General features: G+C 50.1%; 1 rRNA gene. It reads left to right on the forward strand.

Annotated features, from left to right (window positions below):
* Window positions 1–13 precede the first annotated feature (13 nt).
* Window positions 14–2,891 (forward strand): 23S ribosomal RNA (locus J8L84_RS19940).
* The last annotated feature ends 19 nt before the right edge of the window (window positions 2,892–2,910 follow it).

Genomic DNA, 2,910 nt, shown 5'->3' on the forward strand with positions numbered 1-2,910 from the left:
TTTGGGGTTGTATGGTTAAGTGACTAAGCGTATACGGTGGATGCCTTGGCAGTTAGAGGCGATGAAGGACGTGTAAGTCTGCGAAAAGCTGTGGTGAGCCGACAAAATGCATTTGAGCCACAGATGTCCGAATGGGGAAACCCACCTATTTATAGGTATCGTTACATGAATATATAGTGTAACGAGGCGAACGAGGGGAACTGAAACATCTAAGTACCCTTAGGAAAAGAAATCAACCGAGATTCCCCTAGTAGCGGCGAGCGAACGGGGATTAGCCCTTAAGCAATTATGAACGTAGTGGAAGCCTCTGGGAAGTGGCGCGATACAAGGTGATAGCCCTGTACACGAAGTGTTTGTTTTTGTGAAATCGAGTAGGTCGGGACACGTGTTATCTTGACTGAATATGGGGGGACCATCCTCCAAGGCTAAATACTCCTAACTGACCGATAGTGAACCAGTACCGTGAGGGAAAGGCGAAAAGAACCCCTGTGAGGGGAGTGAAATAGAACCTGAAACCGTATACGTACAAGCAGTGGGAGCAGACTTGTTCTGTGACTGCGTACCTTTTGTATAATGGGTCAGCGACTTATATTTAGTAGCAAGGTTAAGCGAATAGCGGAGCCGTAGCGAAAGCGAGTGTTAACTGCGCGTTTAGTTGCTAGGTATAGACCCGAAACCCGGTGATCTAGCCATGGGCAGGTTGAAGGTTGAGTAACATCAACTGGAGGACCGAACCCACTAACGTTGAAAAGTTAGGGGATGACTTGTGGCTGGGGGTGAAAGGCCAATCAAACCGGGAGATAGCTGGTTCTCCCCGAAATCTATTTAGGTAGAGCCTCGGACGAATTCCATTGGGGGTAGAGCACTGTTAAGGCTAGGGGGTCATCCCGACTTACCAACCCTTTGCAAACTCCGAATACCAATGAGAACTATCCGGGAGACACACGGCGGGTGCTAACGTCCGTCGTGAAGAGGGAAACAACCCAGACCGCCAGCTAAGGTCCCAAAATATTGCTAAGTGGGAAACGATGTGGGAAGGCATAGACAGCTAGGAGGTTGGCTTAGAAGCAGCCACCCTTTAAAGAAAGCGTAATAGCTCACTAGTCGAGTCGGCCTGCGCGGAAGATGTAACGGGGCTAAGCAATATACCGAAGCTGCGGATACGTGTTTACACGTATGGTAGGGGAGCGTTGTGTAAGTGGATGAAGGTGAATCGAGAGGTTTGCTGGACATATCACAAGTGCGAATGCTGACATGAGTAACGATAATGGGAGTGAAAAACTCCCACGCCGGAAGACCAAGGTTTCCTGTCCCATGCTAATCAGGGCAGGGTAAGTCGGCCCCTAAGGCGAGGCAGAAATGCGTAGTCGATGGGAAACGGATTAATATTTCCGTACTTATATAATCAGTGATGGAGGGACGGAGAAGGCTAAGCAAGCTTGGCGTTGGTTGTCCAAGTGAAAGCAAGTAGGCCGAGAATTTAGGTAAATCCGGATTCTTAAAGCTGAGATGCGAGACGAGCTACTACGGTAGTGAAGTTGTTGATGCCCTGCTTCCAGGAAAAGCTTCTAAACTTATGATTATATGAACCGTACCCCAAACCGACACAGGTGGTCAGGTAGAGAATACTAAGGCGCTTGAGAGAACTCGGGTGAAGGAACTCGGCAAAATTGTACCGTAACTTCGGGAGAAGGTACGCCCTTGTTTGTGATAGGACTTGCTCCTTGAGCAGATGAGGGCCGCAGTGACCAGGTGGCTGGGACTGTTTATTAAAAACACAGCACTCTGCTAACTCGCAAGAGGACGTATAGGGTGTGACACCTGCCCGGTGCCGGAAGGTTAATTGATGGGGTTATCTTCGGAGAAGCTCTTGATCGAAGCCCCGGTAAACGGCGGCCGTAACTATAACGGTCCTAAGGTAGCGAAATTCCTTGTCGGGTAAGTTCCGACCTGCACGAATGGTGTAACCATGGCCACGCTGTCTCCACCCGAGACTCAGTGAAATTGAAATCGCAGTGAAGATGCTGTGTACCCGCACCTAGACGGAAAGACCCCGTGAACCTTTACTACAGCTTGGCACTGAACATTGAACCTACATGTGTAGGATAGGTGGGAGGCTTCGAAGCACAGTCGCTAGATTGTGTGGAGCCGTCCTTGAAATACCACCCTTGTATGTTTGATGTTCTAACATTGGTCCCTTATCGGGATTATGGACAGTGTCTGGTGGGTAGTTTGACTGGGGCGGTCTCCTCCCAAATAGTAACGGAGGAGCACGAAGGTTAGCTAATCACGGTCGGACATCGTGAGGTTAGTGCAATGGCATAAGCTAGCTTAACTGCGAGACAGACACGTCGAGCAGGTACGAAAGTAGGTCATAGTGATCCGGTGGTTCTGTATGGAAGGGCCATCGCTCAACGGATAAAAGGTACTCCGGGGATAACAGGCTGATACCGCCCAAGAGTTCATATCGACGGCGGTGTTTGGCACCTCGATGTCGGCTCATCACATCCTGGGGCTGAAGTCGGTCCCAAGGGTATGGCTGTTCGCCATTTAAAGTGGTACGCGAGCTGGGTTTAGAACGTCGTGAGACAGTTCGGTCCCTATCTGGTGTGGGCGTTGGATGATTGATGGGAGCTGCTCCTAGTACGAGAGGACCGGAGTGGACGAACCGCTGGTGTTCGGGTTGTCATGCCAATGGCATTGCCCGGTAGCTACGTTCGGAACGGATAACCGCTGAAAGCATCTAAGCGGGAAGCCGGCCCAAAGATGAGTCATCCCTGACTTTTAAAGTCCGGAAGGGTTGTTATAGACGATGACGTTGATAGGCAGGATGTGGAAGCGTTGTAAGGCGTTAAGCTAACCTGTACTAATTGCCCGAGAGGCTTAACCATACAACGCCCAAGAGGCTTT

This window comes from Alteromonas sp. MMG017 (assembly GCF_018100795.1).
Taxonomy (GTDB): domain Bacteria; phylum Pseudomonadota; class Gammaproteobacteria; order Enterobacterales; family Alteromonadaceae; genus Alteromonas.